This window comes from Brenneria roseae subsp. americana (genome assembly GCF_003115815.1).
GTDB lineage: Bacteria > Pseudomonadota > Gammaproteobacteria > Enterobacterales > Enterobacteriaceae > Brenneria > Brenneria roseae.
The window spans coordinates 1-24,050 of record NZ_QDKJ01000026.1 but is presented as its reverse complement, the minus strand read 5'-3'; the positions used below and the strand labels follow the sequence as shown (position 1 = coordinate 24,050).

General features: G+C 50.2%; 23 protein-coding genes. 8 read left to right on the top strand and 15 right to left on the bottom strand.

Annotated features, from left to right (window positions below):
• Positions 1–89: 89 nt before the first annotated feature.
• The 13 genes from B4923_RS20255 to asnC all read right to left on the bottom strand — a co-directional run bounded on the left by B4923_RS20255 (position 90) and on the right by asnC (position 11,576).
• A complete protein-coding gene (locus B4923_RS20255; RefSeq protein ID WP_168709767.1) occupies positions 90–503 on the bottom strand; it encodes a F0F1 ATP synthase subunit epsilon in 414 nt (137 codons plus the stop codon).
• Between the two features lie 28 nt (positions 504–531).
• On the bottom strand, positions 532–1,914 hold the full coding sequence (gene atpD / locus B4923_RS20250; RefSeq protein ID WP_109491498.1) for a F0F1 ATP synthase subunit beta: 1,383 nt from the start codon (positions 1,912–1,914) through the stop codon (positions 532–534).
• Between the two features lie 47 nt (positions 1,915–1,961).
• On the bottom strand, positions 1,962–2,825 hold the full coding sequence (gene atpG / locus B4923_RS20245) for a F0F1 ATP synthase subunit gamma (protein ID WP_109491497.1): 864 nt from the start codon (positions 2,823–2,825) through the stop codon (positions 1,962–1,964).
• Between the two features lie 53 nt (positions 2,826–2,878).
• On the bottom strand, positions 2,879–4,420 hold the full coding sequence (atpA, locus tag B4923_RS20240) for a F0F1 ATP synthase subunit alpha (protein WP_109491496.1): 1,542 nt from the start codon (positions 4,418–4,420) through the stop codon (positions 2,879–2,881).
• Positions 4,421–4,432: 12 nt separating this feature from the next.
• Positions 4,433–4,966 carry a F0F1 ATP synthase subunit delta gene (atpH, locus tag B4923_RS20235; protein ID WP_109491495.1) on the bottom strand — a complete coding sequence of 178 codons (534 nt, stop codon included), beginning with the start codon at positions 4,964–4,966 and terminating at the stop codon, positions 4,433–4,435.
• Positions 4,967–4,980: 14 nt separating this feature from the next.
• Positions 4,981–5,451 (bottom strand): F0F1 ATP synthase subunit B, encoded by a 471-nt coding sequence (gene atpF, locus B4923_RS20230; protein WP_109491494.1) that lies wholly within the window; start codon positions 5,449–5,451, stop codon positions 4,981–4,983.
• Positions 5,452–5,515: 64 nt separating this feature from the next.
• Positions 5,516–5,755: a F0F1 ATP synthase subunit C gene (atpE, locus tag B4923_RS20225; protein WP_005976545.1), complete on the bottom strand. Its 240-nt coding sequence runs from the start codon at positions 5,753–5,755 to the stop codon at positions 5,516–5,518.
• 49 nt (positions 5,756–5,804) lie between these two features.
• Positions 5,805–6,584 carry a F0F1 ATP synthase subunit A gene (gene atpB / locus B4923_RS20220; protein ID WP_109491493.1) on the bottom strand — a complete coding sequence of 260 codons (780 nt, stop codon included), beginning with the start codon at positions 6,582–6,584 and terminating at the stop codon, positions 5,805–5,807.
• 22 nt (positions 6,585–6,606) lie between these two features.
• On the bottom strand, positions 6,607–6,990 hold the full coding sequence (atpI, locus tag B4923_RS20215; protein WP_109491492.1) for a F0F1 ATP synthase subunit I: 384 nt from the start codon (positions 6,988–6,990) through the stop codon (positions 6,607–6,609).
• A gap of 622 nt (positions 6,991–7,612) precedes the next feature.
• Positions 7,613–8,233: a 16S rRNA (guanine(527)-N(7))-methyltransferase RsmG gene (gene rsmG / locus B4923_RS20210; protein WP_109491491.1), complete on the bottom strand. Its 621-nt coding sequence runs from the start codon at positions 8,231–8,233 to the stop codon at positions 7,613–7,615.
• Between the two features lie 82 nt (positions 8,234–8,315).
• Positions 8,316–10,205, bottom strand: a complete 1,890-nt coding sequence (gene mnmG, locus B4923_RS20205) for a tRNA uridine-5-carboxymethylaminomethyl(34) synthesis enzyme MnmG (protein WP_109491490.1) — start codon at positions 10,203–10,205, stop codon at positions 8,316–8,318.
• Between the two features lie 376 nt (positions 10,206–10,581).
• Positions 10,582–11,025, bottom strand: a complete 444-nt coding sequence (gene mioC, locus B4923_RS20200; RefSeq protein WP_109491489.1) for an FMN-binding protein MioC — start codon at positions 11,023–11,025, stop codon at positions 10,582–10,584.
• Between the two features lie 89 nt (positions 11,026–11,114).
• On the bottom strand, positions 11,115–11,576 hold the full coding sequence (gene asnC, locus B4923_RS20195; RefSeq protein ID WP_109491488.1) for a transcriptional regulator AsnC: 462 nt from the start codon (positions 11,574–11,576) through the stop codon (positions 11,115–11,117).
• Positions 11,577–11,725: 149 nt separating this feature from the next.
• On the opposite strand from asnC, the gene asnA reads away from it, so the two are divergent.
• A complete protein-coding gene (asnA, locus tag B4923_RS20190; RefSeq protein WP_109491487.1) occupies positions 11,726–12,718 on the top strand; it encodes an aspartate--ammonia ligase in 993 nt (330 codons plus the stop codon).
• On the opposite strand, the gene viaA is transcribed toward asnA, so the two are convergent.
• Together viaA and ravA are read right to left on the bottom strand one after the other, a co-directional pair.
• A complete protein-coding gene (gene viaA / locus B4923_RS20185) occupies positions 12,719–14,197 on the bottom strand; it encodes an ATPase RavA stimulator ViaA (RefSeq protein ID WP_109491486.1) in 1,479 nt (492 codons plus the stop codon).
• Between the two features lie 6 nt (positions 14,198–14,203).
• Entirely contained in the window at positions 14,204–15,700 is a 1,497-nt protein-coding gene (ravA, locus tag B4923_RS20180; protein WP_109491485.1) for an ATPase RavA, read from the bottom strand.
• 329 nt (positions 15,701–16,029) lie between these two features.
• Here ravA and kup point away from each other — a divergent pair, with 329 nt between their 5' ends.
• From kup to rbsR, 7 genes are all read left to right on the top strand, one after another.
• Positions 16,030–17,898 carry a low affinity potassium transporter Kup gene (gene kup, locus B4923_RS20175; protein ID WP_109491484.1) on the top strand — a complete coding sequence of 623 codons (1,869 nt, stop codon included), beginning with the start codon at positions 16,030–16,032 and terminating at the stop codon, positions 17,896–17,898.
• A 247-nt stretch (positions 17,899–18,145) separates the two neighbouring features.
• Entirely contained in the window at positions 18,146–18,565 is a 420-nt protein-coding gene (gene rbsD, locus B4923_RS20170; protein ID WP_109491483.1) for a D-ribose pyranase, read from the top strand.
• A 7-nt stretch (positions 18,566–18,572) separates the two neighbouring features.
• Entirely contained in the window at positions 18,573–20,078 is a 1,506-nt protein-coding gene (gene rbsA / locus B4923_RS20165) for a ribose ABC transporter ATP-binding protein RbsA (protein ID WP_109491482.1), read from the top strand.
• A gap of 7 nt (positions 20,079–20,085) precedes the next feature.
• Positions 20,086–21,054 (top strand): ribose ABC transporter permease, encoded by a 969-nt coding sequence (gene rbsC / locus B4923_RS20160; RefSeq protein WP_109491481.1) that lies wholly within the window; start codon positions 20,086–20,088, stop codon positions 21,052–21,054.
• Positions 21,055–21,079: 25 nt separating this feature from the next.
• Positions 21,080–21,967: a ribose ABC transporter substrate-binding protein RbsB gene (rbsB, locus tag B4923_RS20155; RefSeq protein ID WP_109491480.1), complete on the top strand. Its 888-nt coding sequence runs from the start codon at positions 21,080–21,082 to the stop codon at positions 21,965–21,967.
• A 71-nt stretch (positions 21,968–22,038) separates the two neighbouring features.
• Positions 22,039–22,965: a ribokinase gene (rbsK, locus tag B4923_RS20150; RefSeq protein WP_109491479.1), complete on the top strand. Its 927-nt coding sequence runs from the start codon at positions 22,039–22,041 to the stop codon at positions 22,963–22,965.
• 3 nt (positions 22,966–22,968) lie between these two features.
• Entirely contained in the window at positions 22,969–23,964 is a 996-nt protein-coding gene (gene rbsR / locus B4923_RS20145) for a ribose operon transcriptional repressor RbsR (RefSeq protein WP_170116097.1), read from the top strand.
• Positions 23,965–24,050: the final 86 nt, after the last annotated feature.

Sequence of the window (24,050 nt, the reverse complement as noted above, 5' to 3'; positions counted from 1 at the left end):
CCACCTCCATAGGAGGTGGTGTTTATGCAGGGATAAAAAAAGCCAGTCAATATCAACTGACTGGCTTTTATTTATCACACGTTTATCTGTTACATCGCTTTTCTGGTCAGTTCGATAACGCGCAGCTTCGCAATTGCTTTGGTCAGCTCAGCGGAAGCCTGAGCATAATCCACATCGCCATGCGAATTACGGATATGCTCTTCGGCTTTACGTTTCGCTTCCAACGCACGCGCTTCATCCAGATCCTGCCCACGGATGGCGGTATCTGACAGTACCGTTACCATATTCGGCTGCACCTCAAGGACGCCGCCGGAAAGGTAAATATACTCTTCTTCGCCGTGCTGTTTAACAATACGAACCATACCAGGTTTAATGGCAGTGAGCAGAGGGGCATGTCCCGGATAAATACCCAGTTCGCCTTCGCTCCCCGTCACCTGGATTTTCTGTACCAGACCGGAGAACATTTGCTGTTCCGCACTAACGACATCCAGATGGTAAGTCATAGCAGCCATATCACCCTCCTACAAGGCGTTACAGTTTCTTGGCTTTTTCCACTGCTTCTTCAATGGAACCAACCATATAGAACGCCTGCTCTGGCAGGTGGTCGTATTCGCCTTCCATAATACCTTTAAAGCCACGAATGGTATCTTTCAGGGACACGTATTTACCCGGAGAACCGGTGAACACTTCCGCCACGAAGAACGGCTGTGACAGGAAGCGCTGAATCTTACGAGCACGGGATACGACCAGTTTGTCTTCTTCAGACAGCTCATCCATACCCAGAATCGCAATGATGTCTTTCAGTTCCTGGTAACGCTGTAGAATAGACTGCACGCCACGGGCGACATCGTAGTGTTCCTGACCAACAACCAGCGGATCGAGCTGACGGCTGGTGGAATCCAGCGGGTCAACGGCCGGATAAATACCCAGCGAAGCGATCTGACGGCTCAGTACCACGGTGGCATCCAGGTGGGCAAAGGTGGTGGCCGGCGACGGGTCAGTCAAGTCATCCGCAGGCACGTAAACTGCCTGAACGGACGTGATAGACCCTGTTTTGGTGGACGTGATACGTTCTTGCAGCACACCCATTTCTTCCGCCAGCGTTGGCTGATAACCTACCGCTGAAGGCATACGGCCCAACAGCGCGGACACTTCGGTACCGGCCAGGGTGTAACGATAGATGTTATCGACAAACAGCAGTACGTCACGGCCTTCATCACGGAATTTTTCCGCCATGGTCAGCCCGGTCAGCGCAACACGCAGACGGTTACCCGGCGGCTCGTTCATCTGACCATACACCAGTGATACTTTATCAATAACGTTGGAATCGGTCATTTCGTGGTAGAAGTCGTTACCTTCACGGGTACGCTCACCCACGCCGGCAAATACGGAGTAACCGGAGTGCTCGATCGCGATGTTACGGATCAGCTCCATCATATTTACCGTTTTACCTACGCCCGCACCACCAAACAGCCCCACTTTACCGCCCTTGGCAAACGGACACATCAGGTCGATAACCTTGATGCCGGTTTCCAGCAGTTCCTGTGAGTTTGACAGTTCTTCATAGGTTGGCGCCGGGCGGTGAATCGCCCAGCGGTCTTCTTCGCCGATCGGACCTTTCATGTCGACTGGTTCGCCCAGTACGTTCATGATACGGCCCAGCGTCGCCTTACCAACCGGTACTTCAATCGCGTGGTCCAGGTTGGTTACCGTCAACCCACGACGCAGACCGTCAGAAGAGCCCATTGCGATACAACGAACAACGCCGCCGCCCAACTGCTGCTGCACTTCCAGCACCAGCTTTTCAGCACCGTTCTCTACCTCAAGCGCATCGTACACTTTCGGTACGGCATCTTGCGGGAACTCGACGTCCACCACGGCGCCGATTACCTGGATAATCTTTCCAGTAGCCATCTTGAATCCTCTACGTAATTCGACAATACGTAATTCGTAAACCTGCTTTAAACCGCGGAGGCTCCCCCGACGATTTCGGTGAGTTCCTGGGTGATACTGGCCTGACGAGCTTTGTTGTATACCAACTGCAACTCTTTGATCAGGCTGCCGCCGTTGTCAGTCGCCGCTTTCATTGCAACCATTCGCGCGGCCTGTTCGCTGGCCAGGTTTTCCACAACGCCCTGATAAACCTGAGATTCCACATAACGGCGCAGCAGGGTATCCAGCAGCGACTTAGGATCGGGCTCATACAGGTAATCCCAGGATTTTTTCTTCAACTCACCGTCATCCGAAGGCGGCAACGGTAACAGCTGAACAACAAGCGGTTCCTGAGACATGGTATTGATGAACTTGTTACTCACGATGTACAGCTTGTCCAGACGACCTTCGTCGTAGGCTTGCAGCATAACTTTCACCGGACCGATCAATTCTGACACGGAAGGGTTATCCCCCATGCCGGTGACCTGAGCAACAATGTTACCGCCTACTGAACCGAAAAAAGAGACCGCTTTGGAGCCAATCAGCGCTAAATCAGTTTCAACGCCTTTCTCACTCCAGGATTTCATATCAGCCAGCAGCTTTTTAAACAGGTTAATGTTCAAACCACCGCACAGGCCACGGTCAGTAGACACCACCAAATACCCAACGCGCTTCACATCACGCTCTTCCAGGTACGGGTGTTTATATTCCAGATTTCCTAACGCAAGGTGACCGATCACTTTGCGTATGGTTTCCGCATAAGGACGGCTGGCCGCCATACGATCCTGCGATTTACGCATTTTGGAAGCGGCGACCATTTCCATCGCTTTGGTGATCTTCTGCGTGTTCTGGACGCTTGCGATCTTACTACGTATCTCTTTTGCGCCGGCCATCTTTTGCTTCTCCTCAATGCCTTGCGGCCTGCTTTACAGCAGGCCACCGGGCGTTACCAGGACTGGGTTGCCTTAAAAGTATCGAGGATATTCTTAAACTTGCCCTCGATCTCATCGTTATAAGCGCCAGTCTGGTCGATTTGTTGCAGAAGTTCGCCATGCTCGCGATCTGCATAAGCCAGCAGCGCCGCTTCAAAGCTACCGACTTTTGCCAGATCGACGTCTTCCAGATAACCACGTTCCGCCGCAAACAGCACCAGAGACTGCTGCGCAACAGACATCGGCGCATACTGTTTCTGTTTCAGCAACTCGGTCACTTTCTGACCATGGCTTAACTGTTTACGCGTTGCATCGTCAAGATCGGATGCAAACTGAGAAAACGCGGCCAGTTCACGATACTGCGCCAGCGCGGTACGGATACCACCGGACAGTTTTTTCATGATCTTGGTCTGTGCTGCGCCACCCACACGAGATACGGAGATCCCCGGGTTAACCGCAGGACGGATACCGGCGTTAAACAGATTGGATTCCAGGAAGATCTGACCATCGGTAATGGAAATAACGTTGGTCGGAACAAACGCCGAAACGTCGCCAGCCTGGGTTTCAATGATTGGCAAAGCAGTCAGAGAACCTGTTTTTCCTTTCACTTCACCCTTGGTGAAGGCTTCCACGTACTCAACGTTTACACGCGCAGCACGTTCCAGCAAACGGGAGTGGAGATAGAAAACGTCACCCGGATAAGCTTCACGACCTGGCGGACGACGCAGCAACAGGGAAATCTGACGATAAGCGACGGCCTGTTTGGACAGGTCATCATAAATGATCAACGCATCTTCGCCACGGTCGCGGAAGTACTCGCCCATCGCGCAACCGGCATACGGCGCCAGATATTGCAGCGCGGCGGATTCAGACGCCGTCGCAACCACAACGATGGTGTTTTCCAGTGCGCCATGCTCTTCCAGTTTACGTACCACGTTGGAAATGGTGGACGCTTTCTGACCGATAGCGACATACACACATTTAATGCCGGATTCACGCTGGTTGATGATGGCATCGATAGCCAACGCGGTTTTACCGGTCTGACGGTCACCGATGATCAATTCACGCTGACCACGACCGATCGGGATCATGGCGTCGACGGATTTATAACCCGTCTGCACCGGCTGATCGACGGACTGACGTTCGATAACGCCGGGCGCAATCGCTTCAACCGCAGAGAAACCGTCGTGCTCCAATGGGCCTTTACCATCAATCGGCGCGCCCAGCGTGTTCACTACGCGCCCCAGCAGACCACGGCCAACCGGTACTTCAAGAATACGGCCGGTACATTTTACTTTCATGCCTTCGGCCAGGTCCGCATACGGACCCATCACTACCGCACCAACGGAGTCGCGCTCCAGGTTCAGTGCAATCGCATAACGGTTGCCCGGCAGAGAAATCATCTCCCCCTGCATGACATCGGCAAGACCGTGAACGCGGATGATCCCGTCGCTGACGGAAACAATAGTACCTTCATTGTGAGCTTCGCTCACCACATTGAACTGAGCAATGCGCTGCTTGATCAGTTCGCTGATTTCGGTGGAATTCAGTTGCATGCTCCAGTCCCCTTAAGACTGCAAGACGTCTGCCAGACGATCCAGACGACCGCGAATGCTGCCATCTATCACCATATCACCCGCGCGAATAACCACGCCGGCGATGACAGACTTATCAATTTTGCAATTCAGCTTCACTTTGCGTGACAGACGTTGTTCCATCGCGGCCGCTATCTTCGATAGCTGCTGCTCACTCAACGTACTGGCAGAAATGACGTCGACATCAACCGTCGATTCCTGTGCTGCCCGCAGTTGAATAAATTGTTCCAGTACTTCAGGAAGCACCAGTAAACGTCCGTTCTCGGCCATCACCTTAATCAGGTTCTGACCGGCTTCATCAAGTTGATCACCACAAACGGCAATGAACGTTTTGGCCAGTTCGCTCGGTGCTACCGCACCAGAAAGCAACTCGGCCATCTGATCGTTACGCGTCACTTCGGCCGTAAACGCCAGCATGGTCTGCCAGCGATCAATAACCTGATTCTCAACCGCAAAGTCAAAAGCTGCTTTGGCGTAGGGGCGAGCTACCGTGACAAATTCAGACATCGGCCCCTCCCTCCTTACAGTTCAGCGACCAGTTTATCAACGATGTCGCTGTTAGCAGCTTCATCCACGGAACGTTCAATAATTTTCTCGGCACCGGCAATAGCCAACATGGCGACTTGCTTACGCAACTCTTCACGCGCACGTTTACGTTCGGCTTCAATTTCAGCCTGCGCTTGCGCCACAATCTTGTTACGTTCAGCTTCCGCTTCAACTTTAGCTTCATCCAGGATCTGAGCGCGGCGTTTGTTCGCCTGCTCGATGATAACCTGTGCATCCGCTTTGGCTTTTTTCAGTTGGTCTGTCGCATTGGCCTGCGCTAAGTTCAAATCTTTTTTGGCACGTTCAGCAGAAGCCAGACCGTCAGCAATTTCTTTCTGACGCTTCTCGATGGCAGCCATAATTGGCGGCCATACGTACTTCATGCAGAACCAGACAAACAGGACGAACGCAATGGCTTGGCCGAGGATTGTTGCATTAATATTCACAGCACAATGCCTCTTTCAAAGTTAAATAAGTTGATGTTTCAACCCCAGCAGAAAACATTTCCGCTTAGGCCACCGCAAACATCACATACAGACCCAGACCAACAGCAATCATCGGGATGGCGTCAACCAGGCCCATTACGATAAAGAACTGTGTACGCAGCAGAGGAATCAGGTCAGGCTGACGAGCAGCGCCTTCCAAGAATTTACCACCCAGAATGCCGATACCGATCGCAGCACCGATAGCCGCCAAACCCATCATCAAAGCGGCAGCCATGTACAGCAGATCCACACTCAGGTTTTCCATGACAGTCTCCAGTTTGTTTCAGTTAAAACGTTATTGTGTTGAAAGAAAATTAATGCTCTTCAGATGCCATCGAGAGATAAACAACCGTCAGAACCATAAAAATAAAAGCCTGAAGCGTAATAATCAAAATGTGGAAAATGGCCCAGGGCACATTCAACAACCATTGCGACCACCACGGCAGCAAGCCGGCAATCAGGATGAAGATCAACTCACCCGCATACATGTTGCCAAACAGTCGCAAACCAAGAGAAACCGGTTTGGACAGCAGGCTGACACCTTCAAGAATCAGGTTGATAGGAATAAAAACTGGATGATTGAACGGCTGCATGGTCAGTTCTTTCACAAAACCGCCAACGCCTTTCATTTTGATGCTGTAGAACAGAACGAGGGCGAATACCCCAAGCGCCAGGGACAGCGTAATATTCACGTCGGCAGAAGGCACCACGCGCAGCGCAGGCAATCCCAGAACGTGCTCGCCGATATAAGGCAGGAAATCGATTGGCAGCAGATCCATCAGGTTCATCAGAAATACCCAGACGAAAATGGTCAGCGCCAGAGGAGCGATCAGTTTACTCTTGCCGTGGAACATATCGCGCACGTTGCTATCAACGAAGCCGACAATCAATTCGACCGCCGTTTGCAATTTTCCCGGCACGCCGCTGGTCGCATTTTTCGCAACCCGACGGAAGATAACCAGAAAGAGGATCCCAAGCGCGATAGAGAAAAACATCGAATCGATGTTGATCGACCAGAATCCCGTTCCCACCTGCAAATGCGTCAGATGATGACCGATATACTCTTGCGGAGTAGAGATTTCCCCAGCAGCCATGATGTCTCTTACCCTTTTGTTGTTAATTACGGTAACGATTAATTACGGCCGGTGCCACTACCTGCATAACCAGCACCGATAAATAAGTCAGGCCAAGCGGAAAAAAAGCCGCTTTGAATACGCCCAGCGCCACCACCAACAATCCAATGGTGATCAATACCTTGAGTGCCTCACCGATAGCGAATGACCAGGCAACGCGTCCATCAGCAGGTTTATGCGACTGATGGCGCAAGGCAAACAGAACAAACAAAACATTCGGCAACCAGGCCGCCAATCCCCCACCCAACGCTGAAGCCCCGGCTTCAGCACTGTTAACGCTGAAAACAACGCTTAACAGAACAAAAGTGGCTAACTGCAACAACAGCAGCGTTAAAGCCGTTTTTCCGCTGTAAAGGGACACAGACATGACGTTTGCTCTCTCCGTACCTTCCAGAGGTATGCTGAATGACGTATAAAACTGCCTTTACACCATTGAGTCAAGCAGCAAAAAACGAGCAAATTATACGGGTCATACCTGCGAATTCAATCGATAAGTAGCGAAAAGGTGAACAATTATTTAAATTTCTTTCTGGAGCCTCGTTTTTACTAACTATCATCATCACACCAACGTGGTGTCATTCATTTCTAAAGGCTTCTAATGTGTGATATGACTCACATAAAAGCATGCCGAACTATTTATAGCCTATCGTGTTTTTTTTTGTCTTTAGCAAAAAAAGGGTTTTATTTTATTTAATTTCAATAAATTATAAAAAAACACAATCAAAACACCTGATAAACGCGGTTTCAACCATCTATTGACATTATTGATATTGTTTTTTTACTCAATTAACAAAAAAGCAGCTAACTTTTGACAACATTGATTTATTTTCGCCCGTGATTATTCAACACGAAAGCAATCCAAACGCCGGAAAAAACCCTCATATGTAAAAATTAGGTGATCTCCGATAGCTGGCGAACGCATCTTTATTCCGTATATGAGTCAGTATGGGTGATGCAATTAGTTATAATTTTTTTGATAAAAAGCAAAATTAGTTTGGTTTAAGTACCACCAAATGGCGCTCACCTGCCAACTCCGGCACTGACAAACGGATCGCCTGTTCCAACTCAACGCCTTGCGGCAGGGCGGACAGTTCATCCTCAGGCAGGATCCCTTTTAACGCATAAAAACGTCCTGAAGGTCTGGCGGGCAAATGACGGCACCACTCGACCATATCCTGCAAGGAAGCGAAAGCGCGGCTGATTACGCCGTCAAAAGGCGGTTCAGCGTCAAAATCTTCCACCCGGCTCTGTACCGGCGTAATGTTTTCAAGCTTTAACTCATGCTGTACCTGACGTAAAAAGCGGATGCGTTTTCCCAGGCTGTCCAACAGCGTAAAATGCGATTCAGGCCGCATAATCGCCAGAGGAACGCCCGGTAGGCCCGGACCCGTCCCCACATCAATAAAATGTTTCCCCTGCAAATAGGGTTCCACCACGATGCTGTCCATGATATGGCGGACCAGCATTTGCCTGGGATCGCGAACGGAAGTCAGATTATAGGCCTTATTCCATTTATTCAGCATCTCAACATACTGTATCAGCAAGTGTTTTTGCTTATCTGAGATCACAATCCCAGCACTGTTCAGCAGATTATCGAGTGTGTTGTGCACAAATAAGATCCCTGGAAATATTCATAGACGCTACAGACAGCCGGATCACCGGCTGTTCTGAAAGAGACAAGTGTACGCTAAATCAGGCGCTGCGACGCAACAACCCTTGTTTTTTCAGCCATACCAGCAGAATAGAGATGGCGGCAGGGGTGATCCCCGAAATACGCGATGCCTGGCCAATGGAAACAGGTTTGTGATCGTTCAGCTTGGCGATGACTTCATTGGACAGACCATTTACCTGACGATAATCCAGATCGGCTGGCAGAATGGTATTTTCATTACGCAGCTGTTTTTCGATCTCGTCCTGCTGGCGCGCGATATAACCTTCGTATTTAACCTGGATTTCAACCTGTTCAGCGGCTTGTTCATCGGTCAATGCTGGCGCAAACAACGGCAGGTTGGTCAGCATGACATAATCCACTTCCGGACGGCGCAGCAGCTCTTCCCCATTTGATTCCCGCGACAGCGGCGTTTTAAGCAGGGAATTGACCTGATCCCGTTGTTCCGACTGCGGATGAACCCGGATATCGCGTAAGCGTTGACGCTCTTTCTCAATGCGTTCCAGCTTCTCATTAAAACGAGCCCAGCGATAGTCGTCCACCATGCCCAGCTCGCGACCGATTTCCGTCAGACGCAGGTCGGCATTGTCCTCACGCAGCATCAGACGATATTCGGCGCGCGAGGTAAACATGCGGTAGGGTTCTTTTGTCCCCAATGTGCAAAGGTCATCGACGAGTACGCCCAAATAGGCCTGATCGCGACGCGGAGACCAACCTTCCTGTTCGAAAGCCAGGCGGGCGGCGTTAAGTCCTGCCAGCATGCCCTGCGCCGCCGCTTCTTCGTAACCAGTTGTTCCATTGATTTGGCCAGCAAAGAACAGCCCATGGATAAATTTATTTTCCAGGGTCGGTTTTAAATCTCGCGGATCAAAGAAATCGTACTCAATGGCATAACCCGGACGAACAATTCGCGCATTCTCCATGCCTTTCATCGAACGGACAATCTGCCACTGCACATCGAACGGCAGACTGGTTGAAATGCCGTTTGGATAAATTTCATTGCTGGTCAGCCCTTCTGGCTCCAGAAAGATCTGATGTGCATTACGATCGGCAAAACGCATTACCTTATCTTCGATCGACGGGCAATAGCGCGGCCCGATCCCTTCAATGATCCCGGCATACATGGGGCTGCGATCCAGGTTATTGCGGATCACTTCATGCGTTTTTTCATTGGTGTGCGTGATATAGCATGGCATCTGCGCCGGATGCTGGCCGGCATTACCCAGGAAAGAGAAAACCGGCATGGGGTTGTCGCCATGCTGCTGGGTCAATACGCTGAAATCGATTGTTCTGGCGTCAATACGCGGCGGCGTCCCGGTTTTAAGGCGATTTACCCGTAAAGGCAATTCACGCAGACGCCGCGCTAGCGGGATGGACGGCGGATCGCCCGCGCGTCCGCCGCTGTAATTATCCAGACCAATATGAATTTTTCCGTCAAGGAAGGTGCCTACGGTTAGGACAACGGCGCTGGCACGGAATTTCAGCCCCATTTGGGTTACGGCACCCACGACGCGATCGTTTTCAACAATCAGATCGTCCACCGCCTGCTGGAAGATCATCAGGTTGGCTTGATTTTCCAGTGCGGTACGTACCGCCTGACGATACAGTACGCGATCGGCCTGGGCTCGTGTCGCTCTGACCGCGGGTCCTTTGCTGACGTTTAGTATCCTAAACTGAATGCCGGCCTGATCGACAGCGCGGGCCATCAGTCCCCCCATGGCATCGATCTCTTTAACCAGATGGCCTTTCCCTATGCCGCCAACCGCCGGATTACAAGACATTTGTCCCAGCGTATCAATGTTATGCGTAAGTAAAAGGGTTTTGCGTCCCATTCGGGCTGAAGCCATTGCTGCTTCGGTTCCCGCATGACCGCCACCGATCACGATGACGTCAAATGGATCTGGATAAAACATGGTACTGCTCCTCGCATTGTTGCGAACGATCGTTGCTTGCCTGGGGTGGGGGATTCTACTCAACTTTGTTCAAACGACCAAGCTCGTTGGATCGTCGTTAATTAAAGAAAGATCTTTTTATTTAAAGATCTCTTTATTAGATCTCTTATTAGGATCGACATGTCCTGTGCATAAGTGTTTATTTACTTTTATGATCAATTAATTATCTGGGATCACTAGCTGTGGACGATCGGTGATCCTATAACGTATAAGCTGGGATCTTAATGGCTAGTTATGCACAGGACGAAAAACGTACATGGGTTGTTATTGGGATAACTACTGCTTTTACACCTAAATAAAGCATAGTTATCCACATTCAATCGCTGATTATTTCGCCTTATTTGAGTAAATCAGCCCACGATCCCAGCCATGCTTCCGCTGGATCCTCGGGAATTTCGTGTTCGGTAACGTCGATCTGCAATATCTCCCCGATCCTTTTTGCTCCTGACTGGGTCAGTACTCGATCCGCTGTCTGGATCGCGCCGCAAAAGGTATCGTATTCTTTGCTGCCAATGCCGATAGCACCAAAACGAACCTGTGAAAGATCGGGTTTCTGTTGCTCCAATTGTTCAAACAGCGGTTGCAGATTGTCGGGCAGTTCGCCGGCGCCATGCGTTGAGGTCACAACCAGCCAGAGACCCCTGTCCGGTAGTTCATCCAGCTCGGGGCCATGCAGCATTTCAGTGGAGAAACCTTCTTTTTCCAGTAGTTCGGCCAAATGTTCAGCCACGTATTCTGCGCCACCCAACGTACTGCCACTGATTAACGTAATGTCTGCCATAGCGATCCCACCAGATAAAAGACGGGACATTGTACGCTGTGATCTGTCTGGGATCTACCTGTGGATAATATGGGTATAGTAAAAAAGCCTTATGGCGTGATGGTCCGCATAATGGGGTTCTGCAGGGAGATCAGCGTTTCTGTGGATTGGATTTCATCAATGGTCTGGATCTTGTTGATAAGTACATGTTGCAGGGCATCGATTGAACGACACATGACTTTAATAAAGATGCTGTAATGGCCTGTGGTGTAATAAGCTTCAACCACTTCTTCCAGATTGTTCAGTTTTTCCAGCGCGGAGGGATAGTCTTTGGCGCTTTTCAAAATGATACCGATAAAACAGCATACGTCATAACCCAGCTGCTTTGGATTTACGTCCACGCGCGTTCCGACAATTATTCCTGCCTGTTTCATCTTTTCTACCCGAACATGGATCGTACCCGGACTGACGGTAAACTGCTTCGCCAGTTCAGCATAAGGTGTCCGTGCATTTTCCATTAGTGCCGAAAGGATGCCGCGATCGAGATTATCGATCTGATAAATTTCCGCCATTTTTCGCCTCCTGAATTATCAAATTATCATTTTATATCGCTATAAAATGATGGATTAAATCTATAAAGGCAATTTATCCATAAGATTATTGAATGGCACGTTGTTTTTATTGCTTAATGAGTGACTAAAGTGGTCAATGAGAAACGGCAATGAAAAAACAGTACATTGAAAAACAACGGCAGATCAGCTTCGTCAAATCATTTTTCTCCCGTCAACTGGAGCAGAAGCTGGGGCTGATTGAAGTTCAGGCGCCTATTCTCAGCCGTATCGGTGATGGTACTCAGGACAACCTGTCCGGTACGGAAAAAGCGGTACAGGTTAAAGTAAAGGCTTTACCCGATGCTTCCTTTGAAGTGGTCCACTCTCTGGCTAAGTGGAAACGCAAAACATTAGGCACTTACGACTTCGGCGCGAGTGAAGGGATCTATACCCATATGAAAGCCTTGCGTCCTGATGAAGATCGCCTCAGTCCGATCCACTCGGTGTATGTTGATCAGTGGGATTGGGAACGCGTGATGGGCGATGGCGAGCGCCATGTTGATTACCTGAAATCGATCGTCACGCAAATCTATCAGGGAATTAAGGAAACGGAAGCCGCCGTTCATCAGGCTTTTGGCATTCAACCTTTCCTGCCGGATAACATTCAGTTTGTACATACTGAAACGTTGCTGGAGCGCTACCCCGATCTGGATGCAAAAGGACGTGAGCGCGCGATTGCCAGGGAACTGGGCGCCGTATTCCTGATGGGGATTGGCGGTAAGCTGTCCAGCGGTCAGTCCCACGATGTACGAGCGCCTGATTATGATGACTGGACCACGCCGGGAGAGCAGGGGCTGGCGGGGCTGAACGGTGATATCGTGGTATGGAACCCCATTCTGAACGATGCTTTCGAAATTTCTTCCATGGGAATTCGCGTTGACGCCGCTACGCTGAAGCGTCAATTGTCTCTGACACAGGATGAAGATCGTCTGAAACTGGAATGGCACCAGGCGTTGTTACGCGGGGAAATGCCGCAGACCATTGGCGGCGGCATCGGTCAGTCACGACTGGTGATGCTATTGCTGCAACTGTCTCATATCGGTCAGGTTCAGTGTGGTGTCTGGCCGCAATCGGTGCGGGAATCGGTTCCCGGCCTGCTTTAATCAATCCGCGAGCCTGTGCTGCCAACGGCGCATCAGGCGGCTTTTCAACCCGGTATCAAAGCGCCAGATATGGTCGAAAATGTGCATGATGCCGGGTTTACCGTGATCGGACATCGCTACGGCATGAAACCGGTGCTGAAACTGTCTTTGGCGATGGCGTACCTTGTTAACCACCTCATCCGGTAAACGCTGAGCAATAAAATCCGAAATCACGACGGCATCGGCATCATGCCAGAGTGTGTCATCCATTTTTTCAAGCAGCGCCGACAAGCAGGCGCTCAAATCGGTGCCCCCGCGGAAAGACTGGCTGAGAAAACGTATCGCCTGTTCTATACCGTCGGCCGAGGTCAGCTCATACCTCACCATGCCCGTTGAAAATAACATGATGTAGCAACGTCGATTGTCCGCCAGCGCGATGCGTAACAGCGCCAGACAAAATGCTTTGGCGCAGCGCTCGTTAAATCCGCCCATCGAACCTGACGTATCGACGCAGACGATAAAGGGGCCGCGCGGTTGTTGTTCGTTCTGTTGATGAATAACCGGCCGCTCGGTGGTCTTTTCACGCCAGTTTTCGCCCTGCAAACGATAGGTCAGTAAACGGTGTTCCAACAGTCGGCGGTAAAACTCATATTCCAGTTCGCCAATGCTCATGGCCGCCAGTTCTACCGGTAATAAGCGAAGAATATCGTCACTCTGATGAATCCCGCTCACTTCTTCCGGTACGGTAGCTGGTTCGCGCACCATCACTTTGAAGGCTTCCCTGGGGGTATCCTGACTGATGATGGATTTGGTTTCGCGACTGCGTCCCAGACGTTCTGCCAGATGTTGCAAGTCTGGCTGTCGTTGCAGGAACGCGCCAAAATCCAACAGCGGCTGATAGTCGGTACGGATGCGCTTTCCGGCGCTGAGATCCCACAGCCGTCCTGCCGCGTTTTCATTCTCAGCCAGAATCGGTTCAAGCTTTCCGCTCAATGTAAGCCGCTGTTGCAGTTCATCCAACAGGATCTCGCGTTCCTGTTCCATTATCTGATGATGCAGAGAAAGCGTTTGCAGCGTCAGGCTCAGCCGCCAGCGTTGTAAAAACAGCGAGTGCAATCCGCTACTGATTTTTTGTCCGAGAGCCTGCTCCGACGTATTGACCAACCGATCCGCCTGCATGAGGAAAGGGGATTCAACCGCATCCAGCATGTTCATGATCCTGGGAAGACGCGTTTGAAATCCCTGATTGTCCACAGCCTGAGAGCGCTGGTAGCAATTGAATTCCGTTTCCAGCTCCTGTGGCGCTTGCGTATTGCGCAGGCGTTGTTTCAGATTTTCTTTCCAGTCAGGCAGTTCATTAAGCAGGGCGGATTTAAGGTTTGGATATTTATCAAAGAAAATGGCCAGCTGTGGCGTCGCCAATAGCGTGACGATCAAATCGTCCAATAGCTCGTTTTCGTCTATCGACAGCAACATTTCCAGTGATTCGAGCGTTATCATCCCGGTTTAATCCTGTTCTGACTGTTGGATTTGTTCGGCCACCAGTTGCAGACTGGCTTCTATTTTGGCCAGCCATTCGCCAGGAACGAACAGACAAGGTTGGTGCTGGCCAAATAACCGCCGTTGTTCACGCAATTGGACATGCAGTTTTTCATATTCATCGATGATTTCCGCCGGCAGTGTGCAATCACGTTTTTCAGGCAGAGAAAGAATGGAGGATTGCAGGCTGATATCCCGAATAGTCAGATGCAGGCGATCGTCTACCACCAGATCCAATCGTTGGGTAAAGCCAATGCCATTGAGTTTTCCTCTTATTTCTCCCCCTTTCTGTAACCAGTTTTGTAGAGCATGACGGTCAATAATCAGGTGGCTGACTTCAATTTCATTCAGGATTAACGGCCGTTGCAGAACCAGACTCAGTGAATCCGCCGTGAGCGTTTCGGGCAGCGAATAGTGGAATTTCCGGCCGAGAAAAGCGCCTTGTTTCTCTACCGATAAAGCCTGCAATTCGCTCTGCTGCATCTGATACTGTTGACGTTTTATATTCAGCTGTTGCAGGCGGAACAACAAATTCTTCTGCTGGTAAGCCTGCTCGGTGAGCAACTGTTCAAGCTGTTGTTCTATCAACACCAACGTATCGTGATCGTGCCAGAGACAATCTTTCAGCAGAATGATGTCAATCGGGGTGATACTTTCCCGCCCGCTGAAGAAGGCGCAGGCCTGAAGCAGGCGCAAAGCTTTCTTCCAACGCCTGTCGGAAACATAAGGGGCCTGTTCCAGGGTATCCAGCTGCTGGCGCAGTTGATAAATGAGTTCAAAACAGTTTTCCGGCAGTGAAACCCGATCAATCTCGCCTTGCCATTGTTGATATTCTTCATCGCTGACGCTGAGTGAATGGCTGACGGGGTTATCGCGGTCATTGCTGTTATTAACCAACAGGGCGCGAAAGTTATGTTTTTCCTGAACCTTATCCAGCCATAGGCGAATGAGCATGCGGTCGTACAGTGCTTCCAGACTGCTGTCGGTTTCGGGTAATTCATTGGAAGCGGTGACCAGAAGGCGCATCGGGATGCGATCTTCACTGTTGCCGTTACGAAAACGGCGCTCGTTAATGGCGGTGAGTAGCGTATTCAGAATGGCTGGACCCGCTTTCCAGATCTCATCCAGAAAGACGATCTCAGCTTCCGGCAGATAGCCTTCTGTCAAGCGCTGGTAGCGGCCTTCATCTTTTAATGCTTGAATCGATAGCGGGCCGAAGACTTCTTCCGGCGTGGAGAAGCGGGTCATCAGGTATTCGAAAGCATTCGCATGTCGAAAAGCGAATTTGAGACGTCGGGCGATCATGCTTTTCGCAATGCCCGGAGGACCCAGCAAAAAGACACTTTCTCCGCTTAGCGCAGCCAACAGGCACAAACGAATGGCATGTTGCCGTTCATACAGACCATGCTCAAGCGCATTGCTGAGACGCGAAATTCTTTCAGCCAGCGTGGCGGATTGAAGCATAACCAATCATTCTCATGGTGTTGTTCAGAAGGAGAACCGTCGTTTTCAGGAAAGCCTGAACTTTACAAAGACAATAGTAATAATAAACGGCAGATCACAGATTTTTATTAGTATGTTGTTACCGATTATTCCCCCTTCTGAGCCGATTAATCAATAAACCACTTTTTACAGGATGTTTCGTACTCGATATAAAAATAGGTTTTTACATTTTTTTGTGCATAACATTTTGTTTCATGCACAACATGGCGTTATGTATATGTGCGCTTTTGAGCGAGCAAAAGCGGAATTCCGCTATTCGCTGACAGAATTGATAACAGAAGATAAGGTTTATGAGCACAGAACATAAACGTCCGCTCCCGGCGGTCACGCTGGCGGCGATTGGCGTGGTCTATGGCGATATCGGGACCAGTCCGCTTTACACCCTGAGAGAGTGTTTATCCGGACATTTCGGTTTTGGTGTCGAACCCGATTCAGTATTTGGCTTTCTCTCCTTAATCTTTTGGCTGTTGATTATTATTGTCTCGCTTAAGTATCTGACCTATGTGATGAGAGCGGATAACGCAGGCGAGGGCGGGATACTCACCCTGATGTCGTTGGCCGGGCGTAATACGTCGGACCGAATGACGTCGGTGCTGGTGATTTTGGGGTTGATTGGCGGCAGTTTCTTCTATGGCGAGGTGGTTATTACGCCAGCGATATCTGTGATGTCCGCCATGGAGGGGTTGAAAATAGCCGCGCCTTCCATGGACCACTATATCGTTCCGCTATCGATCATTGTTCTGACGCTGCTGTTTATTATTCAAAAGCACGGTACCGGCAGTGTGGGGAAATTATTTGCCCCGGTCATGCTGGTTTGGTTTCTTACGCTTGGGGTGCTCGGTGCGCGCAGTATCATTGATAACCCCGACGTGTTGCGGGCGCTGAATCCGATGTGTGCCGTTCACTTCTTCGCCGAATACAGAATGGTTTCTTTTTTTGCTCTGGGGGCCGTGGTTCTGGCCATCACCGGGGTTGAGGCGTTGTACGCGGATATGGGGCATTTTGGCAAATTCCCTATTCGTCTCGCCTGGTTTATCGTGGTGTTGCCATCTCTGGTGTTGAACTATTTTGGCCAGGGCGCGTTGCTGCTGAAAAACCCGGAAGCCATTAAGAATCCCTTTTTCTTGCTGGCTCCCGATTGGGCGCTGATTCCGCTGCTGATATTGGCGACGTTGGCGACGATCATCGCCTCTCAGGCGGTGATTTCGGGCGTATTTTCTCTGACTCGTCAGGCGGTTCGTCTGGGGTATCTGCCTCCGATGCGCATTGTGCATACCTCTGATATGGAGTCCGGACAGATCTATATCCCGGCGGTTAACGGGTTGCTATATATCGCCGTGGTGATCGTGATTGTCAGCTTTGAGCATTCAAGCAATCTGGCGGCAGCATACGGCATTGCGGTAACGGGAACGATGGTGTTAACCAGTATCCTGTTCTGTACGGTGGCGATAAAAAACTGGCATTGGCACCGCTATCTGGTGTGGGTGTTACTGACCGGCCTGCTGTTTATTGATGTTCCGATGTTTCTGGCCAACGTGATGAAAATATTCTCAGGTGGCTGGCTGCCGCTGGCGTTGGGCATGGTGATGTTTATCATTATGACCACCTGGAAAAGTGAACGTTTTCGGTTATTGCGCCGTTTGCACGAGCATGGCAATTCGCTGGATGCGATGATTACTTCACTGGAAAAATCACCGCCGGTACGCGTGCCGGGAACGGCGGTTTACCTGTCTCGCGCTATTCATGTCATTCCATTCGCGCTTTTACATAACCTTAAACATAACAAGATATTGCATGAGCGCGTGGTGCTGTTAACCATGCGGACTGAAGATGCGCCCTATGTGCTTAATGCTCGTCGGGTGACGGTAGAACAGCTTTCTCCCACGTTTTGGCGGGTCATTGCCAACTACGGCTGGCGTGAAACCCCCAATGTGGAAGAGGTGTTTCATCGCTGCTGGCAGGATGGATTAACCTGTCAGATGATGGAGACATCGTTCTTTATGTCCAATGAGTCGCTGACGATGGGGAAACGCCCGTGGTATCTGCGACTACGTGGCAAACTCTTTATGATGCTCAGTCGTAACGCGCTGCGTGCGGCGGATCAGTTTGAAATACCGCCTAACAGGCTGATTGAACTGGGTATTCAGGTGGAGATTTAAATCGAGTAACGATCTGGGAAACCCGATCGTTACCAAAAGGCGGACGTGAGTCCGCCTTTTGCTTTCTTTTCAGCCGTGGATGTTTATCTGCATTTCTCAGCTGTTTTTTCCCCTCTGCATCTCCTTTTGTTTTACGTTAGCGAAACGTTTCGATAACGATCACATTTTCGTTATGTCCTCTTTGCCTTTTCGCGTTATCTCTTTCTACAATGTTTATCAGCGAAACGTTTCGCTAGTGGGGAAGGCAATGAAAAAAGCGGTATTACTGAATTCTGAAGTTTCTTCTGTTATTTCGCGGTTGGGGCATACCGATCGGTTGGTTATTGGCGATGCAGGCTTGCCCATCCCTGATACCACAACCCGGATTGATCTGGCGTTAACGCACAATGTGCCCACCTTTTTGCAGGTGGTTAACGCGGTAATCAGTGAGATGCAGGTTGAAGCCGCAATCCTGGCGGAAGAAATTATCGAAAATAATCCAAAACTCCATGACGCATTACTCGATCAATTAAAGCAACTTGAGCGACACCAGGGAAACTCAATTGCATTGCATTATGTCAGCCATGAAGATTTTAAGATCCAAAGCGGGAAAAGCAGGGCCATTATTCGCAGCGGAGAGTGTTCTCCGTATGCCAATGTCATCTTTTGTGCTGGTGTAACGTTCTGAGGCATCGATGCAACCTTTACTGCAACTGCAAGGAATAACGAAATCTTTCCCCGGCGTTAAGGCGCTATCTAATGCTGCATTAAATGTTTATCCGGGAAAAGTGATGGCGCTGGTGGGTGAAAATGGGGCGGGTAAATCCACCATGATGAAAGTACTGACCGGGATCTACAGCAAAGATGCCGGCAGTATTCATTTCCTTGGCGAGGAAGTGAATTTTAGTGGTCCCAAAGCTTCCCAGGAAGCCGGGATTGGCATTATTCATCAGGAATTGAACCTGATACCTCAACTGACGATCGCCGAGAACATTTTCCTGGGCCGTGAATTTACCAACCGTTTTGGTCGCATTGACTGGAATAAGATGTATGCGGAAGCGGACAAGCTGCTGAAGCGTCTGAATCTGCGCTATGACAGCCGCCGCCTTGTGGGCGATCTGTCGATCGGCGATCAGCAAATGGTAGAAATCGCCAAGGTATTGAGTTTTGAATCAAAAGTCATCGTGATGGATGAACCCACCGATGCGCTGACGGATACCGAAACGGCCTCACTATTCAGCGTTATCAAAGAGCTCCAGTCTCAGGGACGCGGCATTGTTTATATTTCTCATCGTCTGAAAGAAATTTTTGAAATATGCGATGACGTCACCGTATTCCGTGACGGTCAATTCATTGGTGAATGTCCGGTCGGTGAACTACAGGAAGATACGCTAATTGAAATGATGGTGGGGCGTAAACTGGAAGAGCAGTATCCGCGGCTGAATCAGGCTCCGGGCGACATACGTCTCAAGGTTGAAAATCTTTCCGGTCCGGGTGTTGATAATGTCAGCTTTACCGTGCGGAGAGGGGAAATTCTTGGCGTTGCGGGCCTGATGGGCGCGGGCCGTACCGAATTGATGAAAATTCTTTACGGCGCCTTACCCCGCACTGGCGGTTATGTCGCACTGGATGGCCGTGAAGTGGTAACCCATAAGCCCCAGGATGGCCTGGCAAACGGCATCGTCTACATCTCTGAAGATCGTAAACGTGACGGATTGGTTCTGGGTATGTCGGTGAAAGAGAATATGTCTCTGACGGCTTTGCGCTATTTCAGCCGTCGCGGCGGCCAGCTCAAGCATCCGGAAGAACAACAGGCGGTTGGTGATTTTATCCGCCTTTTCAATATTAAAACCCCATCAATGGAACAACCTATCGGGTTGTTATCAGGGGGAAATCAGCAAAAAGTCGCGATCGCTCGCGGGCTGATGACCCGCCCCAACGTTCTGATTCTTGATGAACCTACTCGCGGTGTCGATGTGGGGGCGAAGAAAGAAATTTATCAATTAATCAATCAGTTCAAACAAGAAGGGTTGAGCATCATATTGGTTTCATCCGAGATGCCCGAAGTGCTGGGAATGAGTGACCGCATCATCGTGATGCATGAAGGCCGCTTGAGTGGTGATTTCCCGATTGAGCAGGCGACCCAGGAAGCACTGATGGCTGCGGCCGTTGGTAAGCAATACGGCGTAAAGCAGGAGTAAGTCAGACATGAGTTCCCAATCTATCGCAGCAAAACGCTGGTTCAGTAAAGAGTGGCTATTGGAGCAGAAATCGCTGATTGCCCTGCTGATCCTTATTGCGATTGTTTCCGCATTAAGTCCTAACTTTTTTACCCTGAACAATCTGTTCAACATTCTTCAGCAAACGTCCGTTAATGCCATCATGGCGGTCGGCATGACGCTGGTTATCCTCACGTCGGGTATCGATCTGTCGGTGGGGTCCTTGCTGGCGCTAACGGGAGCGGTTGCTGCTTCTATGGTTGGTCTCGAGGTCAATGCGCTGGTGGCGGTGTTCGGCGCATTGGCATTGGGAGCGCTGATCGGTGCCGGTACCGGCGTCATTGTTTCCAAAGGTAAGGTTCAGGCCTTTATTGCTACGCTGGTCATGATGCTGCTGCTGCGTGGCGTCACGATGGTTTATACCAACGGTAGTCCGGTAAATACCGGTTTTTCCGATGCGGCTGACGCATTTGGCTGGTTTGGTATCGGTCGTCCTTTAGGCGTTCCGACCCCAATCTGGATCATGGCGGTTGTCTTTGCCGCGGCCTGGTACATGCTGCACCACACCCGTTTGGGGCGTTATATCTACGCCCTGGGCGGCAATGAATCAGCTACCCGCCTTTCCGGTATCAGCGTTGATAAGATCAAGATCATTGTCTATTCCTTGTGTGGGCTGCTGTCGGCTCTCGCCGGGATTATTGAAGTGGCCCGTTTGTCCTCCGCGCAACCAACTGCGGGCACCGGCTATGAGCTGGATGCTATCGCGGCGGTTGTGCTGGGGGGCACGAGTTTGGCTGGCGGTAAAGGGCGTATTGTCGGAACGCTGATCGGCGCGCTGATCCTCGGTTTTCTTAACAATGGGCTGAATCTGTTAGGTGTTTCTTCTTACTACCAGATGATCGTCAAAGCAGTCGTCATTTTGCTGGCGGTTTTGGTAGATAACAAAAGCAGTAAATAACCTTCATTCACACAGGAATTGAGTTATGAATATGAAAAAGCTGGCTACTCTGGTTTCTGCTGTTGCGCTGAGTGCGACGGTCAGTGCCAACGCATTAGCCAAAGATACGATTGCTCTGGTGGTATCAACACTGAATAACCCGTTCTTTGTTTCAATGAAAGATGGAGCGCAAAAGGAAGCGGATAAGCTGGGCTATAACCTGGTCGTATTGGATTCCCAGAACAACCCGGCTAAAGAACTGGCTAACGTTCAGGATCTGACCGTTCGTGGCACGAAAGTGCTGTTGATTAACCCAAGCGACTCCGATGCGGTAGGCAATGCCATTAAGCTGGCGAATCAGGCGAAGATACCGGTCATTACGCTCGATCGCGTTGCCAACAGCGGTGAAGTGGTTAGCCATGTTGCTTCCGATAATGCCTTCGGTGGTAAAGTCGCCGGGGATTTCATTGCTAAAAAACTGGGTGAAGGCGCCAAAATTATCCAGCTGGAAGGTATTGCCGGTACGTCTGCCGCCCGTGAACGTGGCGCTGGCTTTATGAAATCTGCCGAGAAAAACAAGTTTACGATTCTGGCCAGTCAGCCAGCCGATTTTGATCGTACTAAAGGTCTGAACGTCATGCAGAACCTGTTGACGGCCCACCCGGATGTGCAAGCCGTGTTTGCTCAGAATGACGAAATGGCACTGGGTGCGCTGCGTGCATTACAAACCGCAGGCAAGGACGATGTCATGGTTGTTGGTTTTGACGGTACTCAGGATGGCGTAAAAGCGGTTGAATCCGGCAAACTGGCAGCAACCGTTGCTCAACGTCCCGATCAGATTGGTGTTATCGGTATTGAAACGGCGGATAAGGTTCTGAAAAACGAGAAAGTTCAGGCTATCATTCCGGTTGATCTGAAGTTGATTGCAAAATAATCAAAGAAAAAAGCAGGGCTGGCGCCACCCTTTCTGGGTGGCGCATTATTAACGTGTCGGGATTCAGCATCATGAAAACGGGTAAGCTGGTGGTTCTGGGCAGTATTAATGCTGACCATATTCTCAATCTTGAACAATTTCCCCGACCGGGCGAAACGGTGATCGGTAAGCAATACAGTGTCGCTTTCGGTGGAAAGGGAGCTAATCAGGCGGTTGCGGCGGGTCGCAGTGGTGCGAATATCGCTTTTATCGCCTGTGTGGGAGAGGATGATATTGGTGCCCGGATCCGTCAACAGCTCTCTGATGACCGTATTGATGTATCGGCTGTTGAAACCATCAAGAATGAAACAACCGGGGTTGCTCTCATTTTTGTTAACGGCGAAGCTGAAAATATGATTGGTATTAATGCCGGAGCGAATGCCGCCGTCACGCCGGATTATCTTGATCGTTATCAGCAACACATTATTGATGCTTCTGCATTACTGATGCAGCTCGAGTCGCCGCTGGAAACGGTTATCGCCGCTGCGCGGCTTGCTCATGATCACCAAACCAAAGTCATACTGAATCCGGCTCCCGCTTGTGAATTGCCTGATGAGCTATTGTCGCTGGTGGATATGATTACGCCGAATGAAACAGAAGCGCAGTATTTGACCGGTGTGACGGTTGAGACGGAAGAGGATGCCGCACGAGCCGCTCAGGTTTTACATGGTAAAGGAATCGAGACCGTCCTTATTACGCTGGGCAGCCGCGGCGTATGGTTGAGCATGAAGGGGGAAGGTCAGCGTATTCCCGGCTATCGGGTAAAAGCAGTGGATACGATCGCGGCTGGCGATACCTTTAATGGCGCCCTGGTGACGGCTTTACTGGAGAATCAGCCAATGTCTTCTGCCGTCAAGTTTGCCCATGCGGCCGCCGCGATCGCAGTCACGCGTCGAGGAGCTCAGCCTTCTGTTCCATGGCGTGATGAAATTGATGCGTTCTTGTTAGCTCAGGGGTGATCTTTGGCCACAATGAAGGATGTCGCCCGCCTGGCGGGGGTTTCTACCTCAACCGTTTCTCACGTTATCAATAACAATCGCTTTGTCAGTGATGCTATTCGTGAAAAAGTGATGAAAGCGGTCGAAGAGCTTAACTATGCGCCTTCTGCACTGGCCAGAAGCCTGAAGATAAATCAGACGCGGACCATCGGCATGTTGCTGACCGCCAGTAACAACCCGTTTTATGCCGAGGTGGTTCGTGGCGTTGAGCGTTGTTGTTATGAGCGGGGTTACAGCCTGATTCTGTGCAATACCGAAGGCGATTGGGCCAGAATGAGTCGCAATCTGGAAACCTTGCTGCAAAAGCGGGTGGATGGTGTGCTGCTGATGTGCACGGAAAACCATCGACCCTCACCTGAAATGGTAAGTCGCTATCCTTCTATACCGATGGTCATGATGGATTGGGCGCCCTTTGAAGGTGTTATTGATGTCATAAAAGATAATTCGCTACTGGGCGGTGAGATGGCAACCAACTACCTCATTTCCCGTGGCTATCGAAAAATAGCCTGTATTGCCGGCCCACAAGATAAAACGAGTGCCTATAACCGCTTAGAAGGATACCGACAGGCAATGAAACATGCCGGGCTATCTGTTCCTGACGAGTATGAAATTTTTGGCGATTTTGAATTTGAAACCGGCTATCGGGCAATGCAGCGCTTACTGACATTGGAAGAAAAGCCAGAAGCGGTGTTTACCTGTAACGATGCTATGGCCGTTGGGGTTTATCGTGCGCTGTATCAGGCCGGACTTTCGATTCCGGAAGATGTCGCTGTTATTGGTTATGATGATATTGAGCTCGCTCGTTATATCTCTCCTCCCCTTACGACAATTCATCAACCGAAAGATGAGCTCGGTGAACTTGCCGTAGATACCCTGCTTTATCGTCTGGAACATCCTGATACGGAACCCAATGTTTTGGTATTGACGCCAGAATTAATGGTTCGTGAATCTGTCCGGTAATGCGATTCGCGCCGCTAGCGGCCAAAAAAGTCCCATGACGCTGCCTTTCCCGGCGAACTGTTGAAAAAAAACGCACTCAATCGCTT

Excerpts from the sequence above, each read along its gene's own strand:
- B4923_RS20255 (WP_168709767.1), bottom strand. The coding sequence starts at position 503 with ATGACTTACCATCTGGATGTCGTTAGTGCGGAACAGCAAATGTTCTCC.
- atpD (WP_109491498.1), bottom strand. The coding sequence starts at position 1,914 with ATGGCTACTGGAAAGATTATCCAGGTAATCGGCGCCGTGGTGGACGTC.
- atpG (WP_109491497.1), bottom strand. The coding sequence starts at position 2,825 with ATGGCCGGCGCAAAAGAGATACGTAGTAAGATCGCAAGCGTCCAGAAC.
- atpA (WP_109491496.1), bottom strand. The coding sequence starts at position 4,420 with ATGCAACTGAATTCCACCGAAATCAGCGAACTGATCAAGCAGCGCATT.
- atpH (WP_109491495.1), bottom strand. The coding sequence starts at position 4,966 with ATGTCTGAATTTGTCACGGTAGCTCGCCCCTACGCCAAAGCAGCTTTT.
- atpE (WP_005976545.1), bottom strand. The coding sequence starts at position 5,755 with ATGGAAAACCTGAGTGTGGATCTGCTGTACATGGCTGCCGCTTTGATG.
- atpB (WP_109491493.1), bottom strand. The coding sequence starts at position 6,584 with ATGGCTGCTGGGGAAATCTCTACTCCGCAAGAGTATATCGGTCATCAT.
- atpI (WP_109491492.1), bottom strand. The coding sequence starts at position 6,990 with ATGTCTGTGTCCCTTTACAGCGGAAAAACGGCTTTAACGCTGCTGTTG.
- mnmG (WP_109491490.1), bottom strand. The coding sequence starts at position 10,205 with ATGTTTTATCCAGATCCATTTGACGTCATCGTGATCGGTGGCGGTCAT.
- mioC (WP_109491489.1), bottom strand. The coding sequence starts at position 11,025 with ATGGCAGACATTACGTTAATCAGTGGCAGTACGTTGGGTGGCGCAGAA.
- asnC (WP_109491488.1), bottom strand. The coding sequence starts at position 11,576 with ATGGCGGAAATTTATCAGATCGATAATCTCGATCGCGGCATCCTTTCG.
- asnA (WP_109491487.1), top strand. The coding sequence starts at position 11,726 with ATGAAAAAACAGTACATTGAAAAACAACGGCAGATCAGCTTCGTCAAA.
- viaA (WP_109491486.1), bottom strand. The coding sequence starts at position 14,197 with ATGATAACGCTCGAATCACTGGAAATGTTGCTGTCGATAGACGAAAAC.
- ravA (WP_109491485.1), bottom strand. The coding sequence starts at position 15,700 with ATGCTTCAATCCGCCACGCTGGCTGAAAGAATTTCGCGTCTCAGCAAT.
- kup (WP_109491484.1), top strand. The coding sequence starts at position 16,030 with ATGAGCACAGAACATAAACGTCCGCTCCCGGCGGTCACGCTGGCGGCG.
- rbsD (WP_109491483.1), top strand. The coding sequence starts at position 18,146 with ATGAAAAAAGCGGTATTACTGAATTCTGAAGTTTCTTCTGTTATTTCG.
- rbsA (WP_109491482.1), top strand. The coding sequence starts at position 18,573 with ATGCAACCTTTACTGCAACTGCAAGGAATAACGAAATCTTTCCCCGGC.
- rbsC (WP_109491481.1), top strand. The coding sequence starts at position 20,086 with ATGAGTTCCCAATCTATCGCAGCAAAACGCTGGTTCAGTAAAGAGTGG.
- rbsB (WP_109491480.1), top strand. The coding sequence starts at position 21,080 with ATGAATATGAAAAAGCTGGCTACTCTGGTTTCTGCTGTTGCGCTGAGT.
- rbsK (WP_109491479.1), top strand. The coding sequence starts at position 22,039 with ATGAAAACGGGTAAGCTGGTGGTTCTGGGCAGTATTAATGCTGACCAT.